We start from the raw sequence: 14200 nt of genomic DNA, 5'->3' as shown, positions 1-14200 counted from the left end.
TTGCACCATGCGACTGGCATGCACCGCTCAATGAGGGCGATGCCGGTGGAAGGAGGTCCCCATGGCACGCAGTACGGCGCGCCCCGTCGTCACCCTGAGGTCCACGGCCGGTACCGGCACGACCTACGTCACCCGCAAGAACCGCCGCAACGACGCCGACCGGCTGGTCCTGCGCAAGTACGACGCCGTCGCCGGACGGCACGTCACGTTCCGCGAGGAGCGCTGACCGGGAAGGGCCGGCCGAGGAGCACCGGGGCGCGGCACGGGAGGAGGCGGCCATGAAGGTGCGCGGCTCCCCGCGTTCCCTGAAGTCCGGGCCCGGAGCGCAGGTCGTGCGCCGGAAGGGGGTCACCTTCGTCATCGACGAGAAGGAGCCCCGTTTCCAGGCCCGCCAGGGCTGAGGGCCCCGCGGCGGCCCGGCGGGCCCGGGTTCCGGCACCGACCGGAACCCGGGCCCACCGGCCTGTCCGCCGCCGGTCACCCGCTCCGCCCGCCCGGCGCGCGGACCCGGCGCGACCGTCCTACGGTGGGGAAGCGGCCGGCTCCCCGGAGGGACCCCGGCCGTTCCCGGCCGGCGCCGACTTCCCCCGTCTCCGATCCGGCCGGGACCCCCTCCCACCGGCGACGCCGAACCGGGCCGTCCGGTCGGAGGGCGGTCCGTGGTATTCGCTCCCGGAGGGGAACCCGTGCGCGCATGGGCAACACCGCACTGATCGTCATCGACATGATCAACACCTACGACCACCCCGACGCCGACCTGCTCCTGCCGTCGGCCCGCGAGGTGGTCCCGGCGGCGGCCGGGTTGCTGGAACGGGCGCGCGGTGCGGGGATCCCGGTCGTCTACGTCAACGACAACTTCGGCGAGTGGCGGTCCCACCACGGCGAACTCCTCGACACGGCGCTCTCCGGGCCGCGCGCCGACCTCGTCGAACCGCTGGTTCCCGACGACGACTCCCTCTTCGTGGTCAAGGCCCGGCATTCGATCTTCTTCGACACCCCGCTGGCCTACCTGCTCGACCAGCAGGGCATCGACCATCTCGTCCTGTGCGGCCAGGTCACCGAGCAGTGCGTCCTGTACTCCGCGCTGGACGCCCACATCCGCCACCTCCAGGTGACCGTCCCGCGGGACGCGGTCGCCCACATCCACGCCGACCTCGCGGACGCGGCGCTGCGGATGATGGAACGCAACATGGGGGCACGACTGTGCGGCAGCGAGGAGCTGTGGAGCTGACCGGCGTCCGGAGCGCGACCGTCCCGGCGTAGGCCATGAGGCGTGAGGCGTAGGCGTACGGCACGTTCCGGACGGTTTCTGGCCGGGTCCCGCGCGGTGTTCTGCCTGATCACGCCCGGGAGTGATCCCCGAAGGCCTTCCCTGCGTCTACATGGGCGTACGACCCGGCGCGCGGGTCCGCCCCCGGGCCGGCACCGCGCGCCGGGTGCCGGATCCGGCCGCTCGCTCCCCGCGCGCGGCGAGCGGTGGGGGAGACCTTGGGGATCGTGCGTCCAGCACAGCGACGGCGGCACGGCGCCGGTGAGGGCCGGCCTGTGCGCGGCGGCGCGTCGGGCGAGCGGCCCGGCGCGGCGGCCCGGGTCACCGGCGCGGGCGCGTTCGTCCTGCGCACGCTGCGCGCCGAGGCGCACGCCGTCGTCGTCGACCCGGTACGGCGACTGCTGCGGCGCGGACCCGCCGGGCTGCTGCTCGCCGGTGTGGCCGTCGGGGGCGTCATCTTCTTCCACGCCCTCGCCCAGCGGCCCGCCGGAGCCGACGTCGTGCGCGCCGTGGGCGGGGTCCAGGGCGACCTCCCGCTGTGGCTGACCCTCCTGCGCACCCCGGTCTCGCTGTACGTCCCCGCGCTCGACCTGCCGGTCTGGGCCGGCATCACCCAGCTGTTCCTCGCCTTCGCGCTGGCCGAGAACAGCATCGGCCGGGCCCGCACGCTGGCCGTCGCCTACGCGACCACGCTGGCCGGCACCCTCACCGCCCGGGTGATGATCATGGCGGGTCCGGACCGGTGGGGGTTCGGCCTGCCGCCGGAGGCCGGGCAGGTGCTCGACACGGGCCCGTCGGCCGCGGTCGTGGGCCTGTTCACCTACATCTCCGTCGTGCGGCGGGCCCCCGTCGTCTTCACCCTCACCGGCGGCTCGATGGTGTGGGAGTCGGTGGCCAAGCCCAACCTCGCGGGACGCGAGCACCTGATAGCGGTGGCCGCCGCGATCGTCCTCGGGCTGCTCCACGGCCGACGGCTGCCCGCTCGGTTCCGCACGCTGCCGCCCGCTCGGTTCCGCGCGTCGACGCCCGCCCGGCGCCTCGCCCGGCGCCGTCCTGCGGGCCGAACCGCGTCGGCCCTGCCGACCGGTGCCGGTGGGCCGGCCGCGTGGGAGGCCGTCGACCGGACCGGTGCCGGTGGGCCGGCCGCCCGGAAGGCCGTCACCCCGGCCGCACCGGCTGCGGCGAAGGGCTCCCCGTCCAGGGCCGAAGCCCGGATCGGTGTGGATATCTGAGAAACTCCCATGAATCTCCGGGGCGGTTGAACACTCCTGGGCCCGGCCGCGTATAGAGCCGCGGGGATTTCATGTCCTTGCCGCCGACGACGTTTTTTTTGGAGCACTTCGTGGGACACAACAGGCGCAGGCGCCCGACGGGCGGACGACGAGCGACGTTCGCCGCGGTCGCGCTGATGCTCGGCGGCGGAGGGCTGATGGCCGCGAACGTCTACGCCTCCGCCACCGAGGGCGGCCAAGGGCCCTGGACGTCCGGTTCCGTCACCGTCGACTGCCCGGACGTGGGCAGCCGGCTGACCTCGGTACCGGACGCGGCGGGCGAGGAGGTCGACCGCGAACTCGCCCTGCTGGACCAGCAGACAGCCGCGGCCTACCGTCAACTCCAGGAATCCGCACAGGCCGTGCGCGACGACTCCGGCTTCGCCGACAACGCGGTGATGAACCCGCTGAAGGAGAAGCGCGCCGCGACGATCGAGCGCATCGGGATCGCCATCGACCGCGTGGGCGACCGCCCGGAGGGCCTCGCCGACCTCGCCGCCTGCACGCTGCGCACCGCCGACGACAAGGCGGCCGAGGAAGCCGGGGGCAACGGCGGGGACGGCCAGGACCAAGGAAACGGCCAGGATCAGGGAGACGGGCAGCAGGGCGGCGACGGGCAGCAGCAGGACAACGGCGGGCAGCAGGGCGGCCAGGGCGGCGGGGGCAACGGCGGGCAGGCGGGCAACGGCCCCGTGGCCGCCGACTTCGCCGACATCACGTCCGTGCAGCCCTCCGGGCAGGCGGTCGCCCCCGGCACCGGCCCCTCCCGGGGCACCTTCGCCACCAGCTGCGGTGTCAACGCCAACGGCGTCTTCAACTCCGACAACGTGATCGTCGCGCCCGGTGTCACCAACGGCGCCCACCACTTCCACGACTACGTGGGCAACCAGGCCAACGACGCCTTCGCCTCGGACGGCGACCTCGCCGATGCCGAGACCACCTGCGTCGACCAGGGCGACAAGTCGTCGTACTTCTGGCCCGTGCTGCGACTGCAGAACGGCGCCCAGGAGAAGGACGCCCAGTCCCCCGGCGGCGGCGTCGAGGGCAACGCGGGCGAGATCGTCACGCCCAAGGAGGTCACCATGACCTTCGTGGGCAACCCGCGCTCCACCGTCACGGCCATGCCCCGGCTGCTGCGCATCATCACCGGCGACGCCAAGGCCTTCGTCAACGGCACGGCCAACGCCAACGCCTCGTGGAGCTGCACCGGTTTCGAGGACCGGCAGTTGAAGGACAAGTACCCGGTCTGCCCGAACGGCAGCGACGTCGTGCGCACCTTCCGCTTCCAGAGCTGCTGGGACGGCAACAACATCGACAGCGCCAACCACCGCACCCACGTGGCGTTCGCGGCGGCGGACGGAAGCTGCCCGGCGGGCTTCAAGGCCGTCCCGCAGCTGGTGCAGCGCATCGTCTACGACGTCGACGCGCCGAGCCTCCAGGACGGCGGCCGCACGACCCCGCTGTTCGCGGTGGACTCCTTCCCCGAGCAGCTGCACAAGCCGGTCACCGACCACGGCGACTTCATCAACGTCTTCGACGAGGACCTGATGAACGAGATGGTCGCCTGCATCAACGAGGGCCGCACCTGCGGCGCCGGCACGGGCGGCGGCAACGGCGGTGACAACGCCGGCGGTGACAACGGCGGGGCCGACAACGGCGGCGGAGACAACGCCGGTGGCGCTGACCAGGGCGGTCAGGACCAGGGCGGTCAGGACCAGGGCGGTCAGGACCAGGGCGGTCAGGACCAGGGCGCAGGTCAGCAGCAGCCCCCCGCCCGGAACACGGCGGAGCCCGGGACCGAGCCCGCCGAGGGCGGCGCCGGCTCCGGTGACACCCCCCGCACCGCGGAGCCCCGCATCGACACGAAGCCGACCGCCAAGTCGACCGGACCCGCGGCGCAGGCCCCCGCCCCGGACGCCGGTGCCAAGGGCGAGGTCGGGGCCCCCGCGACGGCCCCCGAGCAGAGCCCCGTCACCGCGGACACGGGCGACTCCCCGCCCCCCGTCCCCGCACCGCAGGCCCAGGGCAGTCTGGCCGAGACCGGCACCGGCCTGTGGCCGGCCGCCGCGGGCGCGCTGCTGCTGATCGGCGGGTTCGTCCTCCTGCGCCGCTCCGCCGGACGCTCGTCCTGAGGTTCCGCCGGACAACCGCCGCGCACGGGCACGAACGGGTGCTCCCGCCGCGAGAGACCGCCCCGCCACCGGGCCGCACGGTATATGTCGCTCGGAGTGACCGCACGGGTCGCTCCGGGCGGCGCCGGCCCCGGACCGGCGGGGCGGCCGCGCGACGAGGGGAGCCCCATGCGGGACGCAGACAGCACCAGGGACACGACCAGGGACACCACCACGGACACCGACCCGGAGTACTACGACCTCGGCGACCACCACCGCACGGTCACCACCTCCTCCGCCGAGGCCCAGCGCTGGTTCGACCGCGGCCTGGTCTGGTCGTACGCCTTCCACCACGAGGAGGCCGTCGCCTGCTTCGAGACCGCGGCCCGCGCCGACCCGGACTGCGCGATGGCCCACTGGGGCATCGCCTACGCGCTCGGTCCCAACTACAACAAGCCCTGGGAGTTCTTCGACGACCGGGACCTGGCGCGGACCGTGGCGCGCACCCACGCCGCCGTGGAACGCGCCCACGACAGGGCCGGGCACGCCACCCCCGTCGAACGCGCCCTGATCGGCGCCCTCCGCGCCCGCTACCCCCGCGACCGGCCCGCCGCCGACTGCTCGGTGTGGAACGCGCCCTACGCCGACGCCATGGCCGCCGTCCACGCCCTCGCGCCCGACGACCTCGACGTGGCCGCCCTGTACGCCGACGCGCTGATGAACCTCACCCCCTGGCGGCTGTGGGACCTGCGCACGGGCGAGCCCGCCGAGGGCGCGCGCACCCGTGAGGCGCGGGCCGTGCTCGACGCCGCGCTCGCCACGGAGGCCGGGGCCCGCCACCCCGGCGTACTGCACTTCCACCTCCACCTCATGGAGATGTCCCCGGCCCCCGAGCGGGCGCTGCCCGCCGCCGACCGGCTGCGCGACCTCGTGCCCGACGCCGGCCACCTCCAGCACATGCCCTCGCACCTGGAGGTGCTGTGCGGGAACTACCGCGCGGTGGTGGCGGACAACACCCGGGCGATCGCCGCCGACGAGAAGTACGCGGCCCGGGCCGGGGCGATGAACTTCTACACCCTCTACCGCGCCCACAACCACCACTTCCGGATCTACGGCGCGATGTTCCTCGGCCGGTCGGAGACCGCCCTGGAGGCCGCCGCCCGGCTGGAGGAGTGCCTGCCGGAGGAACTGCTGCGGGTGGAGAGCCCGCCCATGGCGGACTGGCTGGAGGCGTTCCTCGCGATGCGGGTCCACGTGCTGATCCGCTTCGGCCGCTGGGCCGACGTCCTGGCCCTGCCGGAGCCCGCCGACCCGCGGCTGTACAGCATGACGACCGCGATGCGGCACTACGCCCGCGGCGTCGCCCTCTCGGCGACCGGCCGGATCCCGGAGGCGGAGGCGGAGCGCACCCGGTTCCGGGAGGCCGCCGCCCGGGTCCCGCGGACGCGCATGCTGTTCAACAACACCTGCGCCGACATCCTCGCCGTCGCCGACGCCATGCTCGACGGCGAACTCGAGTACCGCAAGGGCCGGTACGAGGCCGCCTTCGCCGCCCTGGAACGCTCGATCGAACTCGACGACGGCCTCCCCTACGACGAGCCCTGGGGCTGGATGCAGCCCACCCGGCACGCCTACGGAGCCCTGCTGCTCGAACAGGGCCGGATCGCCGAGGCGGAGGCGGTCTACCGGGCCGACCTGGGCCTCGACGACTCGCTGCCCCGGCCCTCCCAGCACCCGGGCAACATCTGGTCCCTGCACGGACTGCACGAATGCCTCGTCCGGCTGGGCAAGGACGGCGAGGCGCGGATCGTGGCCCAGCAGCTGAAGTTCGCGGACGCGCTGACGGACGTGCCCGTCGAGGCGTCCTGCTTCTGCCGTCTCGACACCGCGTCCGGGGTCCCCGGCGCGAGCGGCTGCTGCGGCATGGACAATTGACCGAGGGCACGCCCGGGACGCCGAGCCGCCCCGCCGCCCCCACGGGGGACGCGGGAGACGGGTCCGGTGCCCGGGTGCGGACATCCGGAGCGGACGGCGGCACGATGGCCCGGGCCACGTGGACAGGGGGAACTCGGAGCATGGTGGGCGCAGGGTGAAGGAGACGGGCACGAAGGGGACGACGGACACGACCCGGCCGCACGGGGGGATCGGCCGCGCCCGCGGCTGGGCGCGACTGGCCCTGCTGCTGCTCGCCGGCTGCGTCGCCGTGGTCCTCTCGGGTTTCGACTCCGGCGGCTGGCTGATCCTGCTCACCGGGTTCGCCGGGCTCGCGCTCGCCGGGGCCGGCGTCTGGTGGATGCTCGCGCACCGCGGCGGGGCCCGGCTGGTGGGCGCGTCGCTGGCCGTGGCGGCGCCCGCGGGCGTGCTGGTGCTGTACGCCGCGTCCGGGCTGTGGATCGTGGCCGTCGGCGCGCTCGCCCTGTGGACGGCGGCCCTCGCCTCGGCCCGCTCCGCGCTGCGCAACCTGCGCCGCCCGCGCGGCATGCACACCCGTAAGGTCCCGCCCCCGAAGCGCCCGGTGCTGCTGATGAACGTCCGCTCGGGCGGCGGCAAGGTCGAGCGGTTCGACCTGGTCAAGCGGGCCGAGGCACTGGGTGCCCGGGTGATCGTGCTCGGCCCGGACGTCTACCCCGACCCCGCGCTGGTGGCCCGGCAGGCCGTGGCCGACGGCGCCGACCTGCTCGGGGTCGCGGGCGGCGACGGCACCCAGGCGCTCGTCGCGGCCGTGGCCGCCGACCACGGACTGCCCTTCCTGGTCATCGCCGCCGGCACCCGCAACCACTTCGCCATGGACCTGGGCCTGGACCGCGCCGACCCCGCGCGCGGCCTCGACGCCCTGACCGACGGCGTGGAACTCCGCGTCGACCTCGGCGACGTCAACGGCCGGCCGTTCGTCAACACCGTGTCGTTCGGGGCGTACGCGGAGATCGTGCAGAGCCCGGAGTACCGCGAGGCCAAGGCCGCCACCTTCCTGGAGCACCTGCCCGACCTGCTCGCGGGCGAGGCCGGCGCCGCCCTCGACGTGCACACCGACGACACCCGGCTGCACGCCCCGCAGGCACTCCTCGTCAGCAACAACCCCTACGCCCGCGCCGACCCGCTCGGCGGGGGCCGCCGCCCCCGCCTGGACACCGGACGGCTCGGCGTCGTCGGCGTCCACGTGGAGGGACCGGGGCAGGCCGCCGAACTGGTCCTGCTCGGCGAACGCGCCAGCGGCATCACGTCCGTGACGTCCCGCCGGGTCACCGTGGAGGCGCCCGGGGAGTACATCCCGGTGGCCGTCGACGGCGAGGCGCTCGGCCTGCCCGTCCCGGTCGTGTGCACGCTGCGGCCCGGCGCGCTCCGGGTCCGGGTGCCCCGCCACCGTCCGGGCGCCCCCTACGCGCCCCCCGCCGTCGACTGGCGGCGCATCGTCGCACTCGCACTCGGCCGCACCGACACCCGCACGATCCAGGAGACGCCCGATGTCTGACCGCCGAACCGAGCCGCGCAGCCGCGCACCACACCTGGTGCACGACCTCGCCACCCTCGACCAGGCCCTCTACGAGACCGTCACCGTGACCAGGACACCCACCCTGGACACCGCGCTGCGCCGGCTGTCGGCCGCGTCGGACCACTCCAAACTGTCCTTCGTGATCGCCGGCGGGCTCGCGCTGAGCGGCGGCCGGGCCCGGCGCGCCGCCGCCCTGGGCGTGGCGGCCGTCGGGGTCGCCTCGGCGAGCGCCAACCTGCTCGGCAAGCGTCTCGTCCGCCGTCCGCGTCCGCACCGCGCCGTCGACTCGCCGTTCCCCGGGCGGCACGTGCCGATGCCGGACTCCGCCTCGTTCCCGTCCGGGCACACCGCGTCGGCCGTCGCCTTCGCGGCCGCCGTCGGCCAGGCGTTCCCGGTCGCCGCCGTCCCGCTGGGCCTGCTCGCCTGCGCGGTGGGCTACTCGCGCGTCCACACCGGGGTGCACTACCCGGGCGACGTCGTGGCCGGCGCGCTCCTCGGGACGGGGGCGGCGGCCGTCGTGCTGGGGGTGGCGGGCCGGCTGGACCGCTGAGGCGGCGCGGGGACGGGGGCGGGCCCGGCCGGGCGGCCGAGGCCGACGGGACGGCCGGACGGCCGGGCGGCGGCGGGCGGGAGCCGGGGCGGTGCGGCTACGCCCGTGCGCAGTGCAGGAAGACGTGCGGCTCGGGCACGGCCTCGGGGTGGTCGGGGGTGAACAGCAGGTTCTCCTCGGCCAGCACCGTCAGCCCCGCGCCCCGCACCATCTCGACGAGGTCGTCGCGGGCGAAGCTGGTGACCCGCACCGGCTGCCCCATGAACACCGCCTCCACGCCCTCCACGTCCAGCGGCACCGTGGCGAGGACGAGGCTGCCGCCCGGAACCAGGGCCCGTGCCAGCCGGGCGACCAGGGCGCTCTGCTCGGCGCGGTCCATCTGGAGCAGGGAGAAGTAGACGCAGACCGCGTGGAACGAGCCATCTTCCAGGGGCAGTTCCCGTACGTCGACGCACCGGAACGTCGCCCGGGGGACCTGCCGGGCGGCGAGGCCGACCATGACGGGGGAGACGTCGACGCCCAGCACGTCGTGCCCGGCCTCCACCAGGGTCTCGGCCGTCGGCCGGCCGGTCCCGCTGCCCACGTCCAGCACCCGGCTGCCCGGCGCGAGGCGCCCGAGCAGCCACCGCAGCGATCGATGGTGCCCCTCGGAGCGGGCGAAGGCCTTCTCGTACCCGGACCCGAGCGCGTCGAACACCGCCGCCGCGCGCCGCCTGCCGTCCTCGCCGGTCACGTCGGCCTCCCGTCGTGGTGGGCGGGCCCCGCACCCGCGCGGCCCTGACGGCGCCCCAGTGTAGGGGCGGTCCGGACCGGGCCGTGGCCGGTTTCCGCAAGCAGGCGGAATCCGAGTTTCCGCTACCGTCAGTAACATGATCCACTCTTCTTTCTGAGAGGGGGCTACTGGCCGGTAGGTGGGGCCCCGCGACCGTCGTTCCCTTCGGAGGACCCCCGATGACCTCGCCCCAGGACGCCCTGCAGCAAGCCCTTGCCACCTACGAGGAGCACGCCCGCACCTGTCGGCAGTGTCACTACGACGCCGTGCCGTGCGCGGTCTCGAAGCACCTGCTGCGCGTCTACAACAACGCGCGCCGGCAGCAGATGCGGGCGGGCTCGGGCGCGCGGTGAGCGATTCTCGTCACACCGGGTGACCGGGACGGGCGGGCTCAGGCGGGTCGCACCGCTCCGCGCAGGGCGCCCGCGCCGAGGGCGTGCACCGAGTCCTCGCGGATGGCCGCACCGGGCCCCGGGGCGTGGATCATCATGCCGCCGCCCGTGCACAGACCGGTGTGGCTCAGATCGTCGTGGAAGAAGACCAGGTCGCCGGGGCACAGGTCGTCCAGGGCGACCCGGGTGAAGGCCCGCGCCTGGTCGAGGGCCGTGCGCGGCAGCGTCACCCCCGCGGCCCGCCAGGCGGCCTGGGTGAGACTGGAGCAGTCGTACGACTCCGGCCCCGTGGCGCCCGTCACGCACGGTCTGCCGATCTGGGCACGGGCGAAGGCGAGGGCCTTGTCCGCCTTGCCGAGGTAGCCGGTCCCGGTCGTGTGGGCGGTGGCGTCGAGCAGGGGCGGGGCGGGCGCGGCCACCGGCGCGGTCGGGAGGGTGAACTCGGGCAGCGGGAGGCCGATGCCGGGAGCGGGGAGGGGGAACCCGGCGCCGGTGAAGGCCGGTTCCGGTGCCGGAAGCGTGGCCTGGAGCGGCTGGGCCGGGACGGCCGGGGTGATCGGGACGGCCGGGACGCCCGGGGCGGTGTGTTCGGGCGCGGGAGCCAGGAGGTCGCCGTAACTGGCCGCCAGGAGGCCCGTCTCGGGTTCCGGGAAGGCCTGGGCGGGCGCCGCCAGCGGCGGCTGGGGTACGGCGAAACCCGAGGCGGGGGTGGGGAAGCCGGACGCGGGCGGGCCGGGCTGCGCGGCGGGCACGGGCGGGCCGGTCTCGGCGCTGGTGTGGACGACGGCGTTCCGGCCGGTCGTCGTGAGGGCGTCGGCCGCGGTGCCGGCCGACTGTCCCGCCCAGGTGTCCGTCCCCGGCCGGTAGGTCTGCCACTGCCCGGTGTCCCAGGTCTGCTCGACCGGCCGCGACGCGGTCGCGGGGAGCGGCGGCACCGACTGCGGGACGGCGCGGGCCCGCACCTCGCGGGCGAGCACCTCACGGGCGACGGCGAGCTTCTGCCGGACGGCCTCCTTGCCGCTGCGCAGGGTCGCCCGCGGGGCGGCCGGGGCGGGGGCGGGCGCGGGCGCGGAATCCGCCGGAACGGGCGGCAGTGCCCTGGGCGACGGGGCGGCGGGGGCCGCCGGCAGCGCGGCCGGGGTCCGCCCGCCCGCCTCCAGTTCGAGCCGGCCACCCGCCTCCGACTCCCGCGCGCCGCCGCCGGACTGCGGTTCCGGTGCGCTCCGCGGGCGGGGGAGGCCCGCCCGCCGGTCCGGCAGGCGGTCGGTGGGCAGGGTGGCGGCGGTGGTCGGTCCGATCCGGCTGCGCGCCATGTCGAACCACTGGCGGGTCACGGCCTCCAGCGAGGGATCGGACGCGGGCCGCCCGCTGTTGGCGACGGAGGTGACGGTCCGGCGGCCGCCTCCGCCCGACCTGGCGCGGGTGGCGTTGAAGGTCCCGGTGTCGGTCTCGGCCCGGTCGTACAGGGCGCTGACCCGCTGCTGGACCTCCGCGCGGCTCGGCACGCCGGCGTCCTCGACACGTGCGGAACCTGTGCCCGTCGGGAGCGCGGTGCGATCCGTCGCCATGGAAGACGTACTCCTTCCGTGCTCCGCCGGCCGGGTCGGGCGGTGGGTCCGGGAACGCTCCTTGCGGCAAGGTGCTCCCGCGCACGCCGTCCCGCAGGGCGGTCGGGCGTCCCGCTCCGGGGACGAGGGGTCCCGGCTCCGGCCGCGGCACGTGGTGCCCCGGACTCGGCGGAGGCCGCGCGGCCGGCGGGGTTCGCCGGAGTCGGTCGTGCGGCCTTGCGTCAACCTAGCCAACTTGTGTGGCTGGTGTGAAGATTCAAGGGTTAAATGTCCGATACGTATTCGTGACCTTGGTCTCTCTTCACCACAACGGCGTTTCACTCCGGCCGAGTTGGCCACTCCGCTAGGCCGTCCGGCTCGGATTCTCCGGTCCGGCTGTCCGAGGGTGACCGGAGGCCGGAGGCCGGTGACTGGTAGGCGTGGCTGCGGCTGTGGCCGTGGCCGTGGCCGTGGCGGCCCCGTCCGGTCACGCGCCGCCGGGGTCCGGTCCGGGGGCGCGGGCGGGGGCCGCCTCGTCCCGGGCGAGCAGGGAGAGCAGGGCCGCCACCGTCAGCCCCGCCTCGGCCGGATGGCGCAGCACCTTGCCCGGTTCGATCCGGTAGGTGTTGCCGCGCCCCTCCCGGGTGTGGGACAGGTAACCGTCCCGCTCCAGGTCGGTGATGATCTTCTGGACGGCGCGTTCGGTCAGTCGGCAGCGCGCGGCGATGTCGCGGATCCGGGTCGTCCGGTCGTCCGCGATGACCGCCAGCACGCGGGCGTGGTTCGTCAGGAACGTCCAGCCGGTGTGCGGTTCGGGCAGTCCTCCCATGCCGCAATCGTACGACCGGGGATTCATGTACACGAAAACCGGAACTGAACTTCCTGTATCGATTGACGCATCGCGGGTAGCGGAGTGAGGCTGGGAAGGTGAGGACGGTGACCGGGGAGGCGGTCATGGCAGAGCTTGCGTACGGCGCGGGCCGCGACGCGGGAGATGACGGCCCGGGGGCCGGGGGGAGCGGTGCGCCGCACACCCGGCCGGTGCCCTGGGTGTCCCTGCACGCGCGCGGTGACCGGGTGGCCGTGGAGATCCGCGGTGAGCTGGACCTGGACGCCACCGAGCAGCTCGAGCACGCCCTGCGGGCGGCACTGGCCGCCGCGGCCGCCGCCGTGGACCTGGACCTCGGTGCCGTCGTGTTCTGCGACTGCGCCGCCCTGAACGTCCTGCTGGAACTGCGCGAGCGGGGCCTGCGGCAGGGCAAGAGGGTCGTCGTGCGCTCGGCCGCCCCCGAGGTGGAGCGGCTCCTCGAACTGACCGGCACGGCACGGCTGTTCGCCGACGCCGACGCCGAAGCCGAGACCGACATCGACAGCGGTACCGACGCCGAGACCGGCACCGGCACCGGCGTCGGTCCCCGCTCCGCGGACGACGTGCTCGCCCCCGGACCGCCGCAGGACCCCGACGGCGAACGCAACCTGCGCGTCGAGGTCGTCCAGCTGCGGCGGGCCATGCGGACCCGTCCGGTGATCGACCTCGCCCGCGGCATCCTCATGGCCTCGTTCGCCCTGAGCGCGCAGGACGCCTGGCGGGTGCTGGTCGACGCCTCCCAGCACACCAACACCAAGCTGCACCACCTCGCCCGCGACCTCGTCGGCGCCGTGGAGGGGGACCCGCCGCCGGAGGCCGTCCGGGAGCAGGTGGCGGCTGCCGTCGCCCGGATCCGCTCCGAGTGCCCGGCGGGGGAGAGGGACGAGAGGGCCGACCGCGTCGACGGATGACCCGCGCGGGGTGACCCGCGCGGGGTGATCACGCCCGCGCCCGCGCCGACCCGTGCGCGGTGACCGTGGCCGGTCCGCCCGCGTCCCCTGCCGCGACCGAAGCGGATCCGACTTCGCGCCGGCCCCGGATCCGACTCCGCGCCGACCCGTGCGCGGTGACCGTGGCCGGTCCGCCCGCGTCCCCTGCCGCGACCGAAGCGGACCCGACTTCGCGCCGGCCCCGGATCCGACTCCGCTTCGGTCGCGGGCGTCTGACGCCGCGTCGGCCGGGCATCCGCCGGTCCGGCGGCGGGCGGTGGGTGCCGGAACCGCTCCGCACGGGTGATCGAGGGCCGTTGTCAGTGGTCACCGGTAGCTTCGTCCTTGTCGCGCCGACTCCGGTGCGACAGCCCCCCTGTGCCGCGCCGACCCGGCGTGCCCGGGCTTCGTGCTGCAAAGGAGATGGTGCGTTGTCGGACTGGGAGAAGTCGAGCACGGCCCGTGTGGTGCCGCCCGCGCGGCCCCGCAAACTCGCCAAGGTCCCCTTCGTCGAACTGGCCGACGGACGCCTCCAGGGCGTCGTCTCCAGCGGCTCGGACATCGAGCGCGTGTACGTCTCGTCGGTGGCCGCCGGGACGTACGCGTTCGCGTGCAGCACCAACAACAACCGCCCCTGCGGCGGCGCGCGCGGCTCGTACTGCAACCACATCCGCGCCCTGATCACCGAGGCCGGCCTGCAGTACGGCGCCGAGCGCGTCGCCCGCTACCTGCGCGTCGAGCCGGCCGGCGGGGAGGCCACGGTCCCCGGCATCACCGACGCCATGACCGCCGCCCGGCCCGCCCCGGCCGACGGCAAGGCCTCGGCGGCCTCCGTCTTCAGCCGCTTCCTGCGGCACCTCGCCTACCTCGAACTCGCGCCCACCACGGTCCCGTCGCCCGAGATGCAGTGGTTCCCGCCGACCCGGACGGCTGACGCCCCCGGAACGCCCGCGCCCGCCCTCGCTTCCGCGCCCGGCACGGAAGCGGAAGCGGGGCTCGC

General features: G+C 75.2%; 13 protein-coding genes and 1 pseudogene. 11 read left to right on the top strand and 3 right to left on the bottom strand.

Annotated features, from left to right (window positions below; genetic code table 11):
- Window positions 1–61: 61 nt before the first annotated feature.
- The 8 genes from rpmG to ACF09K_RS18035 all read left to right on the top strand — a co-directional run bounded on the left by rpmG (window position 62) and on the right by ACF09K_RS18035 (window position 8692).
- Window positions 62–226 (top strand): 50S ribosomal protein L33, encoded by a 165-nt coding sequence (gene rpmG / locus ACF09K_RS18070; protein WP_392244645.1) that lies wholly within the window; start codon window positions 62–64, stop codon window positions 224–226.
- A 52-nt stretch (window positions 227–278) separates the two neighbouring features.
- Window positions 279–401, top strand: a complete 123-nt coding sequence (locus tag ACF09K_RS18065) for a ribosomal protein bL36 (protein WP_392244643.1) — start codon at window positions 279–281, stop codon at window positions 399–401.
- A 293-nt stretch (window positions 402–694) separates the two neighbouring features.
- Complete coding sequence (locus tag ACF09K_RS18060; protein WP_392244641.1) at window positions 695–1231, top strand: isochorismatase family cysteine hydrolase; 537 nt, start codon at window positions 695–697, stop codon at window positions 1229–1231.
- Window positions 1232–1497: 266 nt separating this feature from the next.
- The gene (locus tag ACF09K_RS18055) at window positions 1498–2502 is read left to right on the top strand and encodes a hypothetical protein (protein WP_392244639.1); all 1005 of its coding nucleotides are present in this window, start codon (window positions 1498–1500) and stop codon (window positions 2500–2502) included.
- Window positions 2503–2699: 197 nt separating this feature from the next.
- On the top strand, window positions 2700–4673 hold the full coding sequence (locus tag ACF09K_RS18050) for a DUF1996 domain-containing protein (protein WP_392245086.1): 1974 nt from the start codon (window positions 2700–2702) through the stop codon (window positions 4671–4673).
- A gap of 168 nt (window positions 4674–4841) precedes the next feature.
- A complete protein-coding gene (locus tag ACF09K_RS18045) occupies window positions 4842–6587 on the top strand; it encodes a hypothetical protein (protein ID WP_392244637.1) in 1746 nt (581 codons plus the stop codon).
- 154 nt (window positions 6588–6741) lie between these two features.
- The gene (locus ACF09K_RS18040) at window positions 6742–8121 is read left to right on the top strand and encodes a diacylglycerol/lipid kinase family protein (RefSeq protein ID WP_392244635.1); all 1380 of its coding nucleotides are present in this window, start codon (window positions 6742–6744) and stop codon (window positions 8119–8121) included.
- Window positions 8114–8692 (top strand): phosphatase PAP2 family protein, encoded by a 579-nt coding sequence (locus ACF09K_RS18035; protein WP_392244633.1) that lies wholly within the window; start codon window positions 8114–8116, stop codon window positions 8690–8692. Before ACF09K_RS18040 ends, ACF09K_RS18035 begins: the two co-directional genes overlap by 8 nt.
- Before the next feature lie 97 nt (window positions 8693–8789).
- On the opposite strand, the gene ACF09K_RS18030 is transcribed toward ACF09K_RS18035, so the two are convergent.
- A complete protein-coding gene (locus ACF09K_RS18030) occupies window positions 8790–9425 on the bottom strand; it encodes a class I SAM-dependent methyltransferase (protein WP_392244632.1) in 636 nt (211 codons plus the stop codon).
- A 218-nt stretch (window positions 9426–9643) separates the two neighbouring features.
- On the opposite strand from ACF09K_RS18030, the gene ACF09K_RS18025 reads away from it, so the two are divergent.
- Complete coding sequence (locus ACF09K_RS18025; RefSeq protein WP_392244630.1) at window positions 9644–9817, top strand: hypothetical protein; 174 nt, start codon at window positions 9644–9646, stop codon at window positions 9815–9817.
- Window positions 9818–9855: 38 nt separating this feature from the next.
- Here ACF09K_RS18025 and ACF09K_RS18020 read toward each other — a convergent pair whose 3' ends face one another.
- Together ACF09K_RS18020 and ACF09K_RS18015 are read right to left on the bottom strand one after the other, a co-directional pair.
- A complete protein-coding gene (locus tag ACF09K_RS18020; RefSeq protein WP_392244628.1) occupies window positions 9856–11424 on the bottom strand; it encodes an NlpC/P60 family protein in 1569 nt (522 codons plus the stop codon).
- Between the two features lie 466 nt (window positions 11425–11890).
- Window positions 11891–12232, bottom strand: a complete 342-nt coding sequence (locus tag ACF09K_RS18015; protein ID WP_392244627.1) for a helix-turn-helix transcriptional regulator — start codon at window positions 12230–12232, stop codon at window positions 11891–11893.
- Window positions 12233–12357: 125 nt separating this feature from the next.
- On the opposite strand from ACF09K_RS18015, the gene ACF09K_RS18010 reads away from it, so the two are divergent.
- Window positions 12358–13182, top strand: a complete 825-nt coding sequence (locus ACF09K_RS18010; protein ID WP_392244625.1) for an anti-sigma factor antagonist — start codon at window positions 12358–12360, stop codon at window positions 13180–13182.
- 449 nt (window positions 13183–13631) lie between these two features.
- Window positions 13632–14126, top strand: a pseudogene (locus ACF09K_RS18005) (hypothetical protein); the annotation flags it as partial.
- Window positions 14127–14200: the final 74 nt, after the last annotated feature.

Origin of the sequence: Streptomyces sp. NPDC014882, assembly GCF_043081325.1 — a bacterium.
Taxonomy (GTDB): domain Bacteria; phylum Actinomycetota; class Actinomycetes; order Streptomycetales; family Streptomycetaceae; genus Streptomyces.
This window is presented reverse-complemented; position numbering and strand designations above follow the sequence as displayed.

Excerpts from the sequence above, each read along its gene's own strand:
- ACF09K_RS18045 (WP_392244637.1), top strand. The coding sequence starts at position 4,842 with ATGCGGGACGCAGACAGCACCAGGGACACGACCAGGGACACCACCACG.
- ACF09K_RS18050 (WP_392245086.1), top strand. The coding sequence starts at position 2,700 with ATGGCCGCGAACGTCTACGCCTCCGCCACCGAGGGCGGCCAAGGGCCC.
- ACF09K_RS18015 (WP_392244627.1), bottom strand. The coding sequence starts at position 12,232 with ATGGGAGGACTGCCCGAACCGCACACCGGCTGGACGTTCCTGACGAAC.
- ACF09K_RS18025 (WP_392244630.1), top strand. The coding sequence starts at position 9,644 with ATGACCTCGCCCCAGGACGCCCTGCAGCAAGCCCTTGCCACCTACGAG.
- ACF09K_RS18010 (WP_392244625.1), top strand. The coding sequence starts at position 12,358 with ATGGCAGAGCTTGCGTACGGCGCGGGCCGCGACGCGGGAGATGACGGC.
- ACF09K_RS18060 (WP_392244641.1), top strand. The coding sequence starts at position 695 with ATGGGCAACACCGCACTGATCGTCATCGACATGATCAACACCTACGAC.
- ACF09K_RS18035 (WP_392244633.1), top strand. The coding sequence starts at position 8,114 with ATGTCTGACCGCCGAACCGAGCCGCGCAGCCGCGCACCACACCTGGTG.
- rpmG (WP_392244645.1), top strand. The coding sequence starts at position 62 with ATGGCACGCAGTACGGCGCGCCCCGTCGTCACCCTGAGGTCCACGGCC.
- ACF09K_RS18065 (WP_392244643.1), top strand. The coding sequence starts at position 279 with ATGAAGGTGCGCGGCTCCCCGCGTTCCCTGAAGTCCGGGCCCGGAGCG.
- ACF09K_RS18020 (WP_392244628.1), bottom strand. The coding sequence starts at position 11,424 with ATGGCGACGGATCGCACCGCGCTCCCGACGGGCACAGGTTCCGCACGT.